Here is a 14,615-nt window from a genome sequence, read left to right as displayed (position 1 = left end):
TGCAATAAAGGAGTTGCAGTGGGGAAGCGGAAACCGGGCGAGGACAGCTTTGTATATATTACCGAAAAGCCAGCGCAAGGTTGCCGTTTTCCTGATCAATATGGACAGCGCCACCAAACGCCTCGCGGATATGACCGCGCGCCTCGATGCCATGGGGCTCAAGGCGGAGCGTGTCCCCGGCGTCAATGGCAGGGAACTGAATTACCCGATCCCGGAATTCAGCGAGATTTCCTACATGCTCATGCACGGCCGCCGCACCTCGCCGCCGGAAATCGGTTGCTATCTCAGCCATGTCGCCTGCGCCAATAGATTCATGGAGGGCGATGCCGATATCGCGCTCATCCTTGAGGATGACGTGGTCTTCGATGACGATTTTCTCAACGCCATAGACGAGGCGGTGCTGAACGGCGGCGACTGGGATTTATTGCGGCTGACGACGGTCAGCAACGGCCGGAAATTTCCATTCCGCCCACTGTCCAATGGCCGTTCGCTCGCCATTGCGATCACGCGGGAAAAAGGGTCGGGAGCCTATCTCGTCAACCGTCGCGCCGGAAAATGGATAGCGAAACTGATCCCCATGCGGCTCGCCTATGACATCGCATTCGATCTGGAATATCTCGCGGGGCTGAAGGCGGCCTTCCTCTATCCGCTCTGCGCCACGCAGGATGCGGACGGGGAAAGCCAGATCCAGAACAATCTGCGCATCTACCGCCTGCCGCGCTGGCGTTATTTCACCGTGCTGCCCTATCGCGCCTTTCTCGAAACCAGCCGTTTCCTGATGCGGAGCATCCGCTTCGCCGTCGCCAAGGCGGGCGTTGCGATGGAACGCGGCAAGGGCAACACCGCTCCGGCCGGTCGCTGACCGATCCGTCCTACACTTCACCGGGCGTGAAGCCGACGAGATAGACGGCCGCGACCACGGCTGCGAGAAGGAAAATCGAAATGACGAAAATCGTCATCCGGTTCAATGGTTTGCGCGTCGTTTTCTTCATGCTGCAATAATGCGTGGCCGCATCGCTTGTTCCGCAACGCACAGGATAATGTCGTCTAAAACCGTGAGCCGGCGCAATTCGATTCCGCTTCAGGCACATATCGGCTAAAGCTCGTCTCCATCTTCAGCTTTGCCGGCCCGCCATGACAGACACGACACATCCACGCCTCAACCCGCTGCATCTTGCCGCCGCCTTCGCCAGCGGCTGCCTTTTGACATTGATGGTGCATTTCAACGGTCAGCTTGCCCATTACGGCAACGCGCTGTTTTCCTCCTGGACGGCGCATGGCACCGGCACGGTGGCGGCGCTGATCTATCTCGCCATCATGCGCCCGAAGAAAGATGAAGGCGCGGCGGAAAAACCGAAAGCGCCGCTCTGGGCCTATTGCGGCGGGGTCGTGGGTGCGGCCATCGTCATCCTCACCTCCACCGCCGTCAATTCGCCGCTGGCGCTTTCCGGCACCATTGCGCTCGGTCTCGGCGGACAGGTGATCTTCAGCCTGCTGGCGGATATTTTCGGCCTCTTCGGCCTGCCAAAAAGGCGGCCGGACCTTCGGGACATGGCGGCGGTGGCGCTCATTCTCTGCGGCAGCGCACTCATCATCCTTGTCGGGAGAACGGCATGATTGTCTGGATCGCCATGGCCTTTACCGGCGGCGTCTTCGTGGCGCTGAGCCGACAGATCAACGGCCGCCTCAGCCTCTCCAACTCGCCGCTCATCGCATCGTTCTGGAACCATATTGTCGGTTTTGCCGTGCTGACGGTCATCGGCCTCATCGTCGGTGGTCTCATTCCGCCGGGTGCTGCCGACGCGCCATGGCTTGCCTTTATCGGCGGGCCGATCGGCGTCGTCTTCATCGCTTCGGGAAGCTGGCTCATTCCGCGCATCGGTGCGGTCAATACCGCTCTTCTGGTCATCAGCGGCCAGATGGTCTCAGGCGTGGTTCTCGATCTTTTCGGCGATCATCCGCCGAAACTCTGGGCAAGCGCACTCGGCATCCTGCTCATCTTCGCCGGCATGGTGCTGACACAGCGGCGCGGCCGCTAGAGGGTTTACAGCCTTCAGGAATCACTGCCGCGCGAGAACATGCCGAGCAGCGTCTTGCCGCCGCTCTTACCCCCACTGCTTGCGAGTGTCGGACGGTTGCCGTTCAGCTTCGGCACCACCACCATGCGCTTGACTTCGCCGCGCTTGAAGGCGGCCAGAAAGCGCTGATAATCCCGGAATACCACGCAGCCATTCGATTCGCCGCGTTTCGCCAGCATGTAGGTGTGAGCCAGAAGACCGTCACGGCCATGCGGGTTGACACCGTTTTCCGGCGTCAGGCGAATGGCTTCGACGCCATGGAACCGCGCTTCGCGCATCGTCAGACGATAGCTGGAAGGCGGCGTCGAACCGCGCATTCTCACATGCACGTAATCGGGATTGTCGCGCATCTTGCCGATGCCGGAATGCGCTTCCAGCTTCTCGCCATTCGGCATGTGCACCACGCCGGAGGAAATATCGTAGATCGCCGTGCCATTACCGCGATCCGGCCACGGAACCGCATCCATCTTGCTCGGTTCGCGCATCGGATTGTCAGGCTTTGCAAAGGCAAGCATGGCGCCGGTGCTCTGCTTCGGCGCCGCAGGCGCGCGAAGGGGAACCGGCGCATCGAAGGCCGGTGCCGAAACGACGGCCGGAACATGTTCCTCGGCCTTGGACGGTGTCGCGGGACGCGGTGACGGCTCAACCGTCTGAGCCGTCGCAACCTCGGGACGGAAGCTCGGCAGCGGCACATCATCGGGCAGCAGGCTGCTTGCCTCTTCCTCGATCTGCGGCCGTGCCAGCGCCACTTCAAATGCCGGATGCTGCGGAACGGCGCTCTGATAGGCAACCTCGGAGGTGCGTCCAAGCGCCGAATCGACGATCGCCGACGGCTTGAGCGCGGCAAGCTGCTTCACCGTCGCCTGCCCTTTTGCATTGGCAGCCGCGCCGAAGCGCTCGCCGAATTCCTTCGCGCCGATCTCGGGCATGATGCCGGCGAGGCGAACCGCCTTCTGCTGGCCATGGCTGTGGTCGCTCAGGCGGGAAAACTTGCGGACGTGAATATCCCGCGCGGCAGCGTGGGCAATTGCCGTCTCAGTGGAAGCGAATCGCGTCACCAGCGTCTTTTCAAACTGCCCGACACCATGCGAAGCGGCAGCCATGCTGTGCAGCGAGGCAAAGGCGGCGACGGCGAAAAGGCCTGCAAAGGCGCCGCCGCCGAGAAGGGCGGACATTCGGCCGAACGAAAAGGATTTGCCTCTCTTGACGGAAGACGAACCGGCAAGACCGGCGCCATTATAGGCCGCAGCAGAAAACGCCATGATACTCGTTACTCGAACCGTTCACGCACACCCGGCCGACGCCGGAGGGATTTTGGGACATCCGAAAGGCGGGCAAACACCACGCCGGTTTCGGAACTGACTGGTTCGAAGCATGACGAATTATGGTAACCAAAGTGTTTACGAGTCCCTGCAAAAATAATTCGTTAAGGTCTGCGCATTGTAAGGCGAAGGCAAAACAATGACTTGCGCCGGGACTGCGTGCATCCGCATCGCCTGATCCGGGGAAATGCCCCTTAAAGGAGCGTCATCGGCCTAAAAATTTCCGTCGCCGCATTGTCAGGTAAATTCCGACTTGGCCGGAAATTTGCTGCAAATGCGGCAGGACTGCGACAGGAAGAGCCCCCCGCCCGAAACATCAGTGCCTGTCGGATAGGTCGAAAGGGGCTTGATCCGTCAAAGCCGGCTTGGCATCCTGCCTTGAAAAGGGAGGCACATCATGAAGGCGCTGCTGCTCATCGATATCCAGAACGGTTTTTGCCCGGGCGGCAATCTGGCCGTTGCCGATGGCGACAGGGTCGTGCCCGTCGCCAATGCCCTGATCGACAATGGCGGCTACGATCTGATCGTCGCCTCGCAGGACTGGCATCCGGAAAATCACGGCAGCTTCGCCTCGCAGCATCCCGGCAAGAAACCCTTCGACATGGGCGAACTTTCCGGCAAACCGCAGATGATGTGGCCGGACCATTGCGTGCAGGGCACGCCGGATGCGGAATTCCATCCGGATCTGAAGACGGAAGCCTTCGATTATATTCAGCAGAAGGGCGAAAACCCCGCCGTCGACAGCTATTCCGCCTTTCGCGACAATGACCAGGGGGCGACGACGGGACTGGCCGACTATCTGAGCCGTCAGGGTGTCACGCAACTCGACGTCTGCGGCCTTGCCACCGATTATTGCGTCAGTTTTTCGGTGCTCGATGCCCTCGACATGTTGCCCGGTGTGAATGTCCGTTTCATCGAAGATGCCAGCCGCGGCATCGATCCGCAGGGCATCAAGGCCGCGATTTCGACGATGCGGGAAAAAGGCGCGGCCATTCTCAAAAGCCGTGACATTTTGCGGGACTAGGGCTCGTCGCGTTTAAAAAACGAACGCTACCGGACAGGGCGGATCCCCCACTCCCCCTCATTCCTGTGCTCGTCACAGGAATCCAGCCGACACGCGTCCGCGTGGCGAAAGGACTCTTCTCAGCCCAAGGCTTGGGCTGGCTGGATCCCTGTGACGAGCACAGGGATGAGGAAGGAGAGTACCATTAGCGCGGCTTCGGTTTCTCCAGCACGTCGATATCGCCTGCCGCATCCTCAAGGCGTCTCAGGATCGCAGCATGCGCATCCCTGAGCCCCTCATTATAAAAAACATGCCCCAGCTCCTCGGCCAGAAAATCCACGAAGATTTCCGCCTGCAGAAGGCCGATTTCGGTTTCGGTCTCCCGGGCAAGATAATCCCGGATACGTGCGGCCAGAGCGGCCTTTTCCTGCTTTTCCAGCATCGATCTTCCATCGTCTGACGATCAAGCGGTGCGGGAGAAACACGATGAAATGGCGCCCGGCACCGGCCATATGAGGCGTTACCGTAACGGATGCTTCAAGGGAATCAATCGATCCATTCATGCAATTCGTTTGCCAGCCGGCCGGGACGGCGATAGAGCGGCGGGCAAGGAGTCTCCAGAAATGTTCAATGCAGATTTTCGCGAGGGATTGAAGAGCGGTTTCCCGATCGCCCTCTCCGCCGCCCCCTTCGGTGCGCTGTTCGGCGCAGTCGCAGTCGATAACGGACTGAGCATCACCGAAGCCACGATCATGAGCGGCACCGTCTATGCCGGCGCAAGCCAGCTCGTCGGAATCGAACTGTTCGGCCAGAAGGTTGCCCCCTGGCTGATCGTTCTTTCCGTCTTCGCCGTCAATTTTCGCCATATCCTCTATTCCGCCGCCATTGCCCGAATGATCTCGAACTGGTCATTCCTGCAAAAAGCCGCGGGCTTCTTCGTGCTGGTGGATCCGCAATTCGCCGAATCAGTGAGGAAATACGAAAATACCGGCACGGTCGGCTTTTCCTGGTACATGGGCTTCGCCACGCCCGTTTATGTGCTGTGGCTGGCCATGACCATTCTCGGCGCATCGCTCGGCAATATGGTCGGCGATCCGAAAGCCATCGGTCTCGATGTGCTGCTGCCGATCTATTTCATGGGCATGGTGTTGAGCTTCCGCCAGCGGGAGAATTTTTACCCTGTCATGCTGGCAAGCGCGGCTGGTGCAACGGTCGCCTATCACTTCGTCGGATCGCCCTGGCATGTCAGCCTCGGCGCGATTGCCGGTATCATTGTCGCGGTCCTCTATCCGCCGAAGCCGGGCGCCGGAACAGGTTCCGGGGTGGAAACGCCATGAGCGACATGCTGCACACCGATACGCTGATCCTGATCGCGCTCGCCGCCATCGCCACCTATCTGACCCGCATCGGCGGTTATGTGCTGATGACGCGGATGAAATCCATCCCGCCGCGCATGGAGGCGGGACTGAACGCCGTTCCCGTGGCGGTTTTGACCACGCTCGTCGCACCCGCCTTTTTCGAAGGCGGATACGAGGTGAAGATCGGCATGGTGGCAGCACTTCTGGTCTGCCTGCGCTTTCCCGGCCTGACGATGCTGGCCATCGGCTGGGCCATCGTCATCGCGATCAGGCACTTCCCGCTGTTTTAGAAAAAGTGGAGCCCGGTTTTCCGTCCGGAAATGCGACAAAATAGAGAGTTAGAGCGTTTTCGTGATCGAAAAAAAGCGAAAACGCTCTAAGCGACTCGCTCCAATGGCTTGGTTGCGGCAACGAGCCACGCCTTAACCTCCTCGTCGGCGATCAAGGGAGAAAGCTTTTCGAGAACCCCGGCGTGATAGGCGTTCAGCCAGCCCAGTTCTTCATCGGTCAGGAGAGCCGTGACGACCAGCCTTAGGTCGATGGGGCACCAGGTCAGCGTCTCGAAGGAGAACATCGGCTGGTCGCCGCCGGCCACCTCTTCCGCCTCGCGCACATAGATGAGGTTCTCGATGCGGATGCCGAAAGCGCCGGGCCGGTAATAACCCGGCTCGTTGGACAGAATCATGCCCGGCAGCAACTCCTGCGTCGAAAGCCTTGATATCCGCTGCGGCCCCTCATGCACCGAAAGATAGGAACCGACGCCATGGCCGGTGCCATGGGCGTAATCGGCACCCGCCTTCCACAGCGCGATGCGCGCCAGCGGATCGAGATCGCAACCACGCGTTCCCTTTGGAAACCGCGCGGTGCTGATGCCGATCATGCCTTTCAGCACCAGTGTGAAGAAACGCTTCTGCTCTTCCGGAACGGCGCCGATTGCGACGGTACGGGTGATATCAGTGGTGCCGTTGACATATTGCGCGCCGGAATCGACGAGGAACATCTCCCCGTCCGCAAGGGTGCGGTCCGTATCGGTGGTGACACGGTAATGGATAATGGCGGCATGTTCGCCGGCACCTGAAATCGTATCGAAAGACACGTCCTTGAGCGGGTTTTGCATCCCCTGCCCCACCTTGACCCGTGCGACCTCCAACGCCTTCACGGCGGCGATTTCGGTAACGCTGCCGGGTTGCTGGCGGTCCAGCCAGCAGAGATATTCGACCATGGCTGCGCCATCCTGCACATGAGCGGCAGCGGAGCCGGCCAGCTCCGCCTTGTTCTTGCGTGCACGCGGCAGGCGGACAGGATCGGCCTCCTCGATGAGCGAGCCGCCCGCTGCCGTGATTGCGCCGGTCAGCGCCACCGGTGTCAGATCGGCATCGACCATCACCCGACCCTTGGCGCTGGCTATGGCATGCAGGCGATCTGCGATCTTCGACGGCGGCAATTGTGTCGCGAGCTGCGCCAGATAGGCCTCGGTCTCAATGCCGGTCTTGCGCTTGTCGAGAAAAATATCCGCCCTGCCATCCGCATAGAGGATGGCGCGGGCGAGCGGATGCGGCGTATGCGGCACATCGTTGCCGCGAATATTGAAAATCCAGGCAATGGACGACGGATCGGTGACCAGCAGGGCATCCGCCCCCTTTGCCGCGACCGTTTCCGCCAGAGAAGCGATCTTTTCCTTTGCGAGCTTGCCGGTAAAGGCTTCGGGCTGGATAACGACAGGTTCCAGCGGCTCGGAGGGACGATCCCGCCACAGGGCATCGAGCGGGTTCTTTTCCAGAAGAACGACCGAACCACCCTTGCCGGCAAGCACTTTTTCCAGCCGCTTCAGCTCCGCGCCGGTGTGCAGCCACGGATCGATGCCGAGCCGGAAACCCTGGGAAGCATGTTCGGCCAGCCAGACGGAGGGTGGCGCGCCAACCAGATCGCCGCCGCTGAAGACCGATTGATCGACCTGTGACTTGAGCTGCGTCGTATAACGGCCATCGACAAAAACCACCGCCTCCGTGCGCGTCACCAGCGCAATGCCGGCGGAACCGGTAAAGCCGGTCAGCCATGACAGGCGCTCGGCGCAGTCAGGTACATATTCCCCCTGATATTCATCGGCGCGCGGCACCAGAAAACCGTCAATACCAAGGGCGTCGAAACCGGCGCGCAGCGCCTCGACACGGGCCTTGCCGAATTGCGGCGCGGATTTGTTTTCGAAGGTCTGGAACATGGGCGTCTTTCGGGAACTGTCATGGGAAAAGCTGTTCGTTCGCGCCGTCAAATCATTGGCGCGCAACGACAATGCCACGCGGATAAAGCCGGTTTCAAGCCATATATGACAGACAGGATTACGGCGATAAATTGTGCATTTTTTGCGAAATAAGTAATACTCAAGGCAAAGAGCCATGCGAAATACGCACGCCTACCCTGAACTATCCCCTCTAACCAAACAAAAACACATCGCTTATATCAGGATCAACACAGCGAGAGAGACACTCTCCTGGCAAACAAGGATTTGAAGCAATGGCAAAATCTTTCCTCCGCACCGCCTTCGATCGCGTCGTTGAAGCACGCGAGCGTCAGGTCAGCCGCCATGTCAACGCCGCCCTTCTGAACCTCGACGACAAGTCGCTCGAAGCGCTCGGCATGAACCGCGCCGATCTGCGTCGCAAGGCAAAGTCCAGCTACGTATTCTGATCACATCAGGCGCGGCGATCCTCCCTCCCCCGCGTCTGAACAAGAATACGTCGACCCGCTTGAGCAAGCTCCTCCCATGCTCGTGGGTTCCCAGGCGGCGCGAAAGCGCCGCCTTTTCTTTTGTCCGAAAGGGATGTTGCGAAAACTTCAGTCCTTGCGCAGATGCAGCGTCACCCAGCCATTGCGCCAGATGGTGCGGACGTGGGAAAGCCTTGCGCCATTATAGGCGGAAAGCACCTTCCAGCGCTGTGATGCGAGAATTCCCGACAGGATGACGGTGCCGCCGGGTGCCAGATGCGTGACGAGCTGCGGTGCCATCTTGATGAGCGGCCGCGCCAGAATATTGGCGATGATGAGATCGAACGGGCCATGCTTGCGGAAGGCATCCGAATGGAAACCCGGCGCGGTCTCCAGCGCCATCCCCGAGACGATACCGTTCAGCCGCACATTCTCCTTCGCCACCTTCACGGCGATGGGATCGATATCCGTCGCCAGCACCGGAATGGGACGCATCTTGCGCACGGCGATGGCAAGAACGCCACTGCCGGTGCCGAGATCGAGCGCATTGCGCACGGTCCGTGCCCGCAGAACCTCCTCGATCATTTCAAGGCAGCCTGCCGTCGTGCCGTGATGGCCGGTGCCGAAAGCCTGACCCGCCTCGATTTCAATCGCCAGATCGTTCGCCTGCACCTTGTCGCGATCATGCGCGCCATGCACGATGAAGCGCCCCGCCCGAACCGGCTTCAGCCCCTCGAGAGACTTGGCGATCCAGTCGACATCAGGAACGGTCTCCTTCTCGATGACGAGACCGGGGAAGACAGGAGCAAGCAGCGCGCTGACGCGCTCGCGGAACTCCTCTTCCTGATCGGCCATTAGATAAACCGAGGCTTCCCAGATGTCGCGCTTCTCATCCACCTCGGTCGTGGCGATCGCGACATCCTCCTCACCGAAATAGTCCGACATGAGATCGAGGATTTCACCAGCCTGGATTTCGGTCGTGGTGACATAGAGGCGGATTTCGCTCACGGCGGGCTGCTTTCTCTGGCTAGGGCTACTCAATCTGCCTTTGCCACAAAACCTTCATCAGTCCAATAAGCCCGGTGCAATTATGCCTTCGCGCCCTTCAGAAGATTCTGGAGCTTCTGCTCGGCAACATCAGGGTTTTCACCATAGGCGATCGTTCCGGCAAAGCGGCCATTGGCGTCAAGCAGGATCACCGATGCGGTATGATCCATGGTGTAATCGCCATTTGGATCCTTCTCGTCCACCGGCACCTTCTTGGCATAGATGCGATAGCCTTTCAGCGTCTCGGCAATCTTGTCGGCCGGGCCGGTGATGCCGGTGATCCGCTTCGAGACGTTGGAGACATATTGCCGCATGATCTCAGGCGTATCGCGCTCGGGATCGACGGAAACGAAATAGGCCTGCAGCTTGTCGCCGGCCGGATCCACCTTTTCCATCCAGCCGTTCAGCTCGAACAGGGTTGTGGGGCAGACTTCCGGGCAATGGGTGAAACCGAAGAACAGCGCGGTCGGCTTGCCCTGAAACGCCTTTTCGGTGATCGGCTGGCCGTTTTGCGCGGTCAGTTCGAACGGCACGCCATAGGCCGTCTCGACCATCTGCTCGCGGGTCTTCGTCATCTCGATCGTCAACCAGCTGACGACACCGGCGAGAACGAGCACAACGGCCCACAATACGATGCGAATGTTTCTCATTGTCCAATCCTACCCCGAAAGCTGGCGGCATGTCGCAAGCCTGGCAGACAGATAACGAAAGGCGACGGGGACGGCAAATCAACTGGACGTATTTGGACTAACCGCGCTGATTTGTCACAAAGCCCGGACTGGAAAACGCGTCACAGACACCAGGCAATGCCGCTCTGCACCGTGGACAGGAAAATATCCGTGCTGTGCCGCACCCAGCCGTCAAAGGCAAGAAGCACAACGGCAAGTGAGGCCGCCACCGCAAGACTTGCCAGAATAAACTTCAGCGGATGGGAAACGAGCATGTTCATATGCTCATCATAACCTGTTTGCGTGAGCGCGAAAACCGCCAAAATACCGGGTTTTGCCGGCGGGACCGGGGCAATTGTTAGGGAAAGTTTAAAATCTTGCTGTGCATTATGACCATAGCGGTTTTTCAAGCCTCGACATGATGTCTCCCGGTCCATTCTCCGGCCACCGCATAAAGCTCAATCCTGCGCGGGCCTGTTAGAGAGCCATCAGAGGAAACCTGCCGTCATGTCCAACGCCATCAAGCAATCCGGCGCATATCTCGAAATCGTTTCCTTCCATCTGAGCGATCAGGAATTCTGCATCGACATCATGGCGATCCGCGAAATCCGCGGCTGGGCACCGGTCACCCCGATGCCGCACACGCCGCCCTATGTTCTCGGTCTCATCAACCTGCGCGGCGCCGTCATTCCCGTCATCGACATGGCCGGCCGCCTCGGCATGAAGATGACCGAACCGTCCGAGCGCTCCGCCATCATCGTCACCGATATCGGCGGCAAGCTGGTCGGCCTCCTGGTGGAACAGGTCTCCGACATGATGACCATCCGCTCCGAAGATCTGCAGCCCGCGCCCGATATCATTCCCGAAGAGCAGCGCAGCTTCTGCCGCGGCATCGTGGCGCTGGAAAAGAGCATGGTCTGCTTCCTCAACCTCGACACGGTCATTGCGGACGAGCTGGCGCGCGAAGCGGCCTGACTGGGCCGGCTATTGCCTCTTGATAGGATTTGGAGCGCCTAGCGCCAGCACCGTTGAAGCGGCGCGGGGCTCATAGTCTGGCAGTCCCGTTGCATCCGCACACCGTCACCCCGGACTAGATCCGGAGTCCAGCGCGATCAAGTCCTTTATCGCAATAGACTCTTCTCACGGCGCAGACGCGCCGTGGCTGGATGCCGGATCAAGTCCGGCATGACGGACAGGGTCTGACAAACCCTCAAGGCTTGCCCTTCTGCCACGTCACCTGCTGATTATAAAGCGGCACCGTCGATATCGCCATCTTGGCCGAACCGTCGGTCAGTTCCCGCGCATGGACCAGGTAGATCAGCGTGTCATTCGCCTTGTCATAGACGCGGCTGACGACGAGCTTCTTCCACACCAGCGACATGCCCTGCCGGAACACCTCTTCCCCGCCCTTCGACAGATCGATATCGCCGATCTCCACCGGTCCCGTCTGGCTGCAGGAAATGGCGTTGTTGGACGGGTCTTCGAACCAGTTGCCGTTCTTCAGCCGATCGATGACGCCGCGCTCGAAATAGGTAACGTGGCAGGTGACACCCTTGATCTTCGGATCCGCGATCGCCTCGATGACGATGTCATTGCCGATCCAGTCGACGCCGACCTCGCCAACGACCTGCGAATGCGCCGCTGTCACCGGAAGCAATGCCAGAAAGCCCGCAAACAAACCCGACAGAGTTTTCATCGTCATCGCATCTTCTCCGTTACGCTGCTTCAAACATAGGTGGAAGAAGGCGTTACGCAACCCGGGAGACAGCGCGTTTTTTCATGCTGCAGGGCTGGTAACCGGTGGAAGTGAGACGGCCGACCACCATGCCGATCTTTTCCGGCAGGTCGCGGACATGGGCAACCCGCAAGGCCTTGGCAGCGGCAATAGACGCAGCCGCGCAGACAACCGCGTCTTCGGCGGCATTGTGATGCACGAAACGCAGCTGGAGGTGATGGGCAATCACATTCAGCTTGTGCGATGCCAGATTGGGCCAGACATGGCGGGCAATCTTGACGCTGCACAGGTAGGAAAGATCCGGATAGGACTGCCGGTATTTGTCGAACGACGCCCGCATGACGCTGAAATCAAAGGCGGCATTATGGGCGATCATGGTGGCGCCCTGGATATCGTCGATGAACTCCTCCATCACCTCGGGAAACTCCGGCGCATCCTCGACATCATCGGGGCGAATGCCGTGCACGGCAATGTTGAAGGGCGAAAACCGCATGTCCTTCGGACGGATGAGACGTTCTTCCACGCGAACGATCTCACCCTCTTCTATCCACGCAAGCCCGACGGAGCAGGCGCTGCCCCGTTCCTCATTGGCGGTTTCGAAATCGATGGCGATGGTTTTCAAGAGTGATTCCCGTTGTTTCATTCCGGCATAGACCGTATTGGCCTCAAAGAGAACCGGCCTCGGTCGAACGCGCCTCCGAAAGCATCCAGTCAATCAGCGTCACCAGATCGGGATTATCCAGCATGCGCCGCGGATAAACGAGAAAATAGGCGAGCGTGCTGGCCATGTCCTTCCCGAAGGGCGCAATCAATGCGCCTTCAGCCAGTTCGCGGGAAACGAGCGAACGCCGGGTGAGCGCAATGCCATGCCCAGCTTTTGCCGCATCCAGCGCGCCATTGCTGTCGATGAAGACCGTGCCTCCGGAGGCATCGACCTCGGATGCTCCTGCCGCCTCCAGCCAGCGCCGCCACTCATTGCGGTTTTCATCATGCAGAAGCGGCACGGATTTCAGATCTCCCGCCTCCTGAAGCGGCCCATATTTTTCCAGAAGCTGCGGCGAACAGACCGGCAGGGTGCTGTCATCGATGAAGCGGATGCTCTCCAGCCCTTCATATCGGCCAAAACCGTGCCGCACGGCGAGATCGACATCGTCCCGCGAAAAATCCACCAGCCGGTTCGTCACGCTGATGCGAACATCCACATGCGGGTGTTGCTGCTGAAAGGCAGGCAATCTCGGCATCAGCCATTGCACGGCGAAAGTCGGCGTACAGCTCAGCGTCAGAACCGTGATCTCGGAGCGCGCCGTCAATTCCGCCGTCGCTTCGCGCATCATCCGAAAGGCGGTGCGGAGCGCGCCGTAATAACGTTCCCCCTCCCGCGTCAGCTGGATGCTGCGCGGCTTTCGGGAAAAAAGCTGCACGCCAAGGCGCGCTTCCAGCTCCCGGATCTGCAGGCTGACCGCGCCGGGCGTGACGTTCAATTCGTTGGAAGCAAGCGTTACGCTGCGATACCGCGCTGCGGCCTCGAAGGCCTGCAACCCTTTCAGAGAGGGAAGTTCGGCTGCCATGATTTAGCTCATCTCAATTATCGCGCGAGAAACAATCGTTTGAATACACCATAAAACAGGGAGTAAATAGGCGCAACAGGACATGAAGCGTGGCGAAACACACACATTATCAGTTTGAGATAAACTCAACCGATATCGGGTGGATGACGGCAGTCCCGTCTGCGATCATGTCGATACTGATGCTTTTGGGAGACGACGATGGCGATACAGAAACAGATGGATGCCGGTGAATGGGCGATGCTCGTCGCGCTTTCGCTCCTGTGGGGCGGATCGTTCTTTTTTATCGGCGTCGCCGTCAAGGAACTGCCGCCCGTCACCATCGTCACGCTGCGCGTCAGTCTTGCGGCAATCGCGCTTCTGATCGTCTGCCGTCTCATGGGCCTTCGCCTGCCGCGCGAATGGGCGGTGTGGCGCGCCTTTTTCGGAATGGGGCTGCTCAACAACATCATTCCCTTCTGCCTGATCGTCTGGGGCCAGACCCAGATTGCCAGCGGGCTCGCCTCGATCCTCAATGCCACCACGCCCCTCTTCACCGTCATCGTCGCGCATTTTCTGACCGCTGACGAAAAAATGACCGGCAACAAGCTCACCGGCGTGCTGATCGGCTTTGCCGGCGTGGCGACGATGATCGGCCCGGCCGCCTTTGCCGGCTCGTCCGGCCTCTGGGGTCAGATCGCCATTCTCGGCGCCGCCATCTCCTATTCCTTCGCGGGCATATTCGGCCGCCGTTTCAAAGCCATGGGCGTGCCGCCGCTGATGACCGCCACCGGCCAGATTTCGTCTTCAACACTGATGCTGATCCCGGCCGCCCTCCTCATCGACAAGCCATGGACGCTCGCCATGCCGAGCCTTGGCACCTGGGGCGCGCTGATCGGCATCGCCCTCCTGTCGACGGCGCTCGCTTACCTCATCTTCTTCCGTATTCTCGCAAGCGCCGGCGCCACCAACCTCGCTCTCGTCACCTTCCTCATCCCGGTCAGCGCCATCCTGCTCGGCTCGCTGCTTCTCGGGGAACAACTGGAAATCAAGCACTTCGCCGGCATGGCGATGATTGCTGCCGGGCTGGCGGCGATCGACGGCAGATTGCTTTCCAGATTGCGCCCGCCTCGCCAGCGGCTGCAGTGAAGGCGATA

The 14,615-nt window shown here is 59.8% G+C and carries 18 protein-coding genes; 9 read left to right on the top strand and 9 right to left on the bottom strand.

Translation table 11 applies throughout. The annotated features are described in order from the left end of the window. The first annotated feature begins 49 nt into the window (after nucleotides 1–49). The 3 genes from ACIQUH_RS06895 (at nucleotide 50) to ACIQUH_RS06885 (ending at nucleotide 2,039) form a co-directional block, all read left to right on the top strand. The gene (locus ACIQUH_RS06895) at nucleotides 50–862 is read left to right on the top strand and encodes a glycosyltransferase family 25 protein (protein WP_400813337.1); all 813 of its coding nucleotides are present in this window, start codon (nucleotides 50–52) and stop codon (nucleotides 860–862) included. A 272-nt stretch (nucleotides 863–1,134) separates the two neighbouring features. Further along, complete coding sequence (locus ACIQUH_RS06890) at nucleotides 1,135–1,617, top strand: DMT family transporter (protein ID WP_400813335.1); 483 nt, start codon at nucleotides 1,135–1,137, stop codon at nucleotides 1,615–1,617. Next, the gene (locus ACIQUH_RS06885; protein WP_020812062.1) at nucleotides 1,614–2,039 is read left to right on the top strand and encodes a DMT family transporter; all 426 of its coding nucleotides are present in this window, start codon (nucleotides 1,614–1,616) and stop codon (nucleotides 2,037–2,039) included. The genes ACIQUH_RS06890 and ACIQUH_RS06885 overlap by 4 nt, the downstream gene beginning before the upstream one ends. A gap of 14 nt (nucleotides 2,040–2,053) precedes the next feature. Here the strand turns inward: ACIQUH_RS06885 and ACIQUH_RS06880 are convergent, their stop codons facing one another. Then, the gene (locus ACIQUH_RS06880; protein ID WP_400813334.1) at nucleotides 2,054–3,340 is read right to left on the bottom strand and encodes a tlde1 domain-containing protein; all 1,287 of its coding nucleotides are present in this window, start codon (nucleotides 3,338–3,340) and stop codon (nucleotides 2,054–2,056) included. Nucleotides 3,341–3,797: 457 nt separating this feature from the next. On the opposite strand from ACIQUH_RS06880, the gene pncA reads away from it, so the two are divergent. Beyond that, the gene (gene pncA / locus ACIQUH_RS06875; RefSeq protein WP_400813333.1) at nucleotides 3,798–4,424 is read left to right on the top strand and encodes a bifunctional nicotinamidase/pyrazinamidase; all 627 of its coding nucleotides are present in this window, start codon (nucleotides 3,798–3,800) and stop codon (nucleotides 4,422–4,424) included. A gap of 184 nt (nucleotides 4,425–4,608) precedes the next feature. Here the strand turns inward: pncA and ACIQUH_RS06870 are convergent, their stop codons facing one another. Next, nucleotides 4,609–4,845 (bottom strand): DUF2164 domain-containing protein, encoded by a 237-nt coding sequence (locus tag ACIQUH_RS06870; protein ID WP_127757252.1) that lies wholly within the window; start codon nucleotides 4,843–4,845, stop codon nucleotides 4,609–4,611. A 181-nt stretch (nucleotides 4,846–5,026) separates the two neighbouring features. Between ACIQUH_RS06870 and ACIQUH_RS06865 the strand changes: the two genes are divergently transcribed. Together ACIQUH_RS06865 and ACIQUH_RS06860 are read left to right on the top strand one after the other, a co-directional pair. Continuing rightward, nucleotides 5,027–5,740, top strand: a complete 714-nt coding sequence (locus ACIQUH_RS06865; RefSeq protein ID WP_400813331.1) for an AzlC family ABC transporter permease — start codon at nucleotides 5,027–5,029, stop codon at nucleotides 5,738–5,740. Next, nucleotides 5,737–6,051 (top strand): AzlD family protein, encoded by a 315-nt coding sequence (locus ACIQUH_RS06860; protein WP_400813330.1) that lies wholly within the window; start codon nucleotides 5,737–5,739, stop codon nucleotides 6,049–6,051. Before ACIQUH_RS06865 ends, ACIQUH_RS06860 begins: the two co-directional genes overlap by 4 nt. A gap of 86 nt (nucleotides 6,052–6,137) precedes the next feature. Here the strand turns inward: ACIQUH_RS06860 and ACIQUH_RS06855 are convergent, their stop codons facing one another. Further along, nucleotides 6,138–7,979 (bottom strand): aminopeptidase P family protein, encoded by a 1,842-nt coding sequence (locus ACIQUH_RS06855; protein ID WP_400813329.1) that lies wholly within the window; start codon nucleotides 7,977–7,979, stop codon nucleotides 6,138–6,140. Between the two features lie 293 nt (nucleotides 7,980–8,272). On the opposite strand from ACIQUH_RS06855, the gene ACIQUH_RS06850 reads away from it, so the two are divergent. After that, nucleotides 8,273–8,446, top strand: a complete 174-nt coding sequence (locus ACIQUH_RS06850; protein WP_003522343.1) for a hypothetical protein — start codon at nucleotides 8,273–8,275, stop codon at nucleotides 8,444–8,446. 147 nt (nucleotides 8,447–8,593) lie between these two features. Here the strand turns inward: ACIQUH_RS06850 and ACIQUH_RS06845 are convergent, their stop codons facing one another. The 3 genes from ACIQUH_RS06845 to ACIQUH_RS06835 all read right to left on the bottom strand — a co-directional run bounded on the left by ACIQUH_RS06845 (nucleotide 8,594) and on the right by ACIQUH_RS06835 (nucleotide 10,589). Then, nucleotides 8,594–9,472, bottom strand: coding sequence for a 50S ribosomal protein L11 methyltransferase (locus tag ACIQUH_RS06845; RefSeq protein WP_400813328.1), 879 nt, complete (start codon nucleotides 9,470–9,472; stop codon nucleotides 8,594–8,596). A gap of 80 nt (nucleotides 9,473–9,552) precedes the next feature. Beyond that, nucleotides 9,553–10,161: a cytochrome oxidase assembly protein Sco gene (gene sco / locus ACIQUH_RS06840; protein WP_400813327.1), complete on the bottom strand. Its 609-nt coding sequence runs from the start codon at nucleotides 10,159–10,161 to the stop codon at nucleotides 9,553–9,555. Nucleotides 10,162–10,301: 140 nt separating this feature from the next. Further along, the gene (locus ACIQUH_RS06835; RefSeq protein WP_400813326.1) at nucleotides 10,302–10,589 is read right to left on the bottom strand and encodes a hypothetical protein; all 288 of its coding nucleotides are present in this window, start codon (nucleotides 10,587–10,589) and stop codon (nucleotides 10,302–10,304) included. A 97-nt stretch (nucleotides 10,590–10,686) separates the two neighbouring features. Between ACIQUH_RS06835 and ACIQUH_RS06830 the strand changes: the two genes are divergently transcribed. After that, the gene (locus tag ACIQUH_RS06830) at nucleotides 10,687–11,154 is read left to right on the top strand and encodes a chemotaxis protein CheW (protein ID WP_004430791.1); all 468 of its coding nucleotides are present in this window, start codon (nucleotides 10,687–10,689) and stop codon (nucleotides 11,152–11,154) included. A gap of 235 nt (nucleotides 11,155–11,389) precedes the next feature. Here the strand turns inward: ACIQUH_RS06830 and ACIQUH_RS06825 are convergent, their stop codons facing one another. The 3 genes from ACIQUH_RS06825 to gcvA are packed head-to-tail and all read right to left on the bottom strand — an operon-like array spanning nucleotide 11,390 to nucleotide 13,482. After that, nucleotides 11,390–11,881, bottom strand: coding sequence for a CreA family protein (locus tag ACIQUH_RS06825; RefSeq protein ID WP_035220532.1), 492 nt, complete (start codon nucleotides 11,879–11,881; stop codon nucleotides 11,390–11,392). Between the two features lie 46 nt (nucleotides 11,882–11,927). Beyond that, the gene (locus ACIQUH_RS06820) at nucleotides 11,928–12,536 is read right to left on the bottom strand and encodes a 3'-5' exonuclease (RefSeq protein WP_400813324.1); all 609 of its coding nucleotides are present in this window, start codon (nucleotides 12,534–12,536) and stop codon (nucleotides 11,928–11,930) included. 43 nt (nucleotides 12,537–12,579) lie between these two features. Continuing rightward, on the bottom strand, nucleotides 12,580–13,482 hold the full coding sequence (gene gcvA / locus ACIQUH_RS06815) for a transcriptional regulator GcvA (RefSeq protein WP_400813322.1): 903 nt from the start codon (nucleotides 13,480–13,482) through the stop codon (nucleotides 12,580–12,582). A gap of 198 nt (nucleotides 13,483–13,680) precedes the next feature. Here gcvA and ACIQUH_RS06810 point away from each other — a divergent pair, with 198 nt between their 5' ends. Beyond that, entirely contained in the window at nucleotides 13,681–14,607 is a 927-nt protein-coding gene (locus ACIQUH_RS06810) for a DMT family transporter (protein WP_400813321.1), read from the top strand. Nucleotides 14,608–14,615 lie beyond the last annotated feature (8 nt).

Origin of the sequence: Agrobacterium sp. NPDC090283 (genome assembly GCF_044769685.1) — a bacterium.
Classification (GTDB): Bacteria; Pseudomonadota; Alphaproteobacteria; order Rhizobiales; family Rhizobiaceae; genus Agrobacterium.
Note: the sequence above shows the minus strand (reverse complement) of the source record. Positions and strands in the feature narration are given on the sequence as shown.